The organism is Mycobacterium sp. NGS11 (assembly GCF_059813315.1).
This window is the reverse complement of record NZ_JCALEJ010000070.1, coordinates 1-797: the sequence shown is the minus strand read 5'-3', so window position 1 is coordinate 797 and position 797 is coordinate 1. Positions and strand designations below refer to the sequence as shown.

At 65.0% G+C, this 797-nt stretch carries 1 protein-coding gene; it reads right to left on the bottom strand.

Annotation, left to right across the window (positions count from 1 at the left end):
* A partial coding sequence (locus AC5Y4T_RS26145) for an AMP-binding protein (RefSeq protein ID WP_499956145.1) occupies window positions 1–797 on the bottom strand: 797 nt, incomplete at both ends.

Sequence of the window (797 nt, the reverse complement as noted above, 5' to 3'; positions counted from 1 at the left end):
TCCTCACGGGCGATCACCGCCGCCTCATCAACCCCGTCCAACCCCGCCAACGCCGTACGCACATCACCAAGCTCGATGCGATACCCACGAATCTTGACCTGCTCATCAGCCCGACCCAAATAATCGAGCTGCCCATCAGCACGCCACCGCACCAAATCCCCAGTGCGATACATCCGCGCCCCGCTACCACCAAACGGACACGCCACAAACCGCGACGCCGTCAACCCCGCCCGCCGCACATAGCCACAACTCACACCGCGACCCGCGGCATACAACTCACCGACCACCCCGACCGGCACCGGACGCAACCACTGATCCAACACAAACAACGCCGCCCCCGGCACCGGCGCACCAATCGGCGGCACCCCCGACCCCGCCGCCAACGCCGCACTCAGCGTCAACACCATCGTCGTCTCAGTCGGACCGTAGGCATTGAACATCACCCGCCCCGGAGCCCAGCGATCCACCACCTCAGCCGGACACGCCTCACCGGCCACCGCCACCGTCATCTGCCCCAAGCCCTGCGGCGACAACGTCGCTACCGCCGACGGAGTCCAAGCAAGAAAACTGGCCCGCTCACTGACCAACAACTCATGAAAATCTTCCGGCGCCGCGGCCACCGCTTCGGGCACCACCAACACCCGCCCGCCATGCAACAACGGACCCCACACCTCCCACACCGAGGTGTCAAACCCATACGAATTGCACTGCGTCCACGTCCCCGGCAGCACATAGGCGTCCGTCTCCAACAGGAGCTGAGTCACATTGCCATGAGTGACCGCCACCCCCTTCGGCAC